The sequence below is a fragment of the Oleiphilus sp. HI0123 genome, assembly GCF_001635315.1.
This window is the reverse complement of the sequence record NZ_LWGE01000671.1, coordinates 1-488: the sequence shown is the minus strand read 5'-3', so window position 1 is coordinate 488 and position 488 is coordinate 1. Positions and strand designations below refer to the sequence as shown.

The window sequence follows — 488 nt, the reverse complement described above, 5'->3', positions numbered from 1 at the left end:
ATCGAGTTTAGTGATTGATTGCTTTGCTGTGATTGGGTTTGAGTCTTCTTCGTTTTGTGCGGCCTGCCCATTCATCATGGATATATGCCATGCCTGATTCGTGTTTGAGGTGACAATTGCCTGCGGATGTTTCGGAAGACGGACATCGTCAATAGGGTAAGAGGATCTTATATTCATCTTGAAGCTGAATGCTTCGGTTACCACTTCGTTGTAGCTCCAAAAGGCCAACTTTTCTTCATCGACGCCACCATCTTCAAGTGGGTAGACATAACTGCCAATGCCATGGTCTGAATGGACAGCTTGAATGTAGACTAATCGGATTTTGACATCTTGATTTTGCAGTACTGGGTAAACGGCACTACTAAAACATTTATACTCTTTCTGTTCTATAAAGGCGGTTTTTCTGCCTTGTGCTTTTTCTTGCTCATAAATCTCGCGAGCTTGTTTTTTCTCAAGCACCTCGCCAGTCACAGCTTTACCGTCTATCC

General features: G+C 43.4%; 1 protein-coding gene. It reads right to left on the bottom strand.

From position 1 onward, the window contains the following. The coding region (locus A3761_RS06090; RefSeq protein WP_255374923.1) for a VIT domain-containing protein at positions 1-488 on the bottom strand (488 nt) is incomplete at both ends.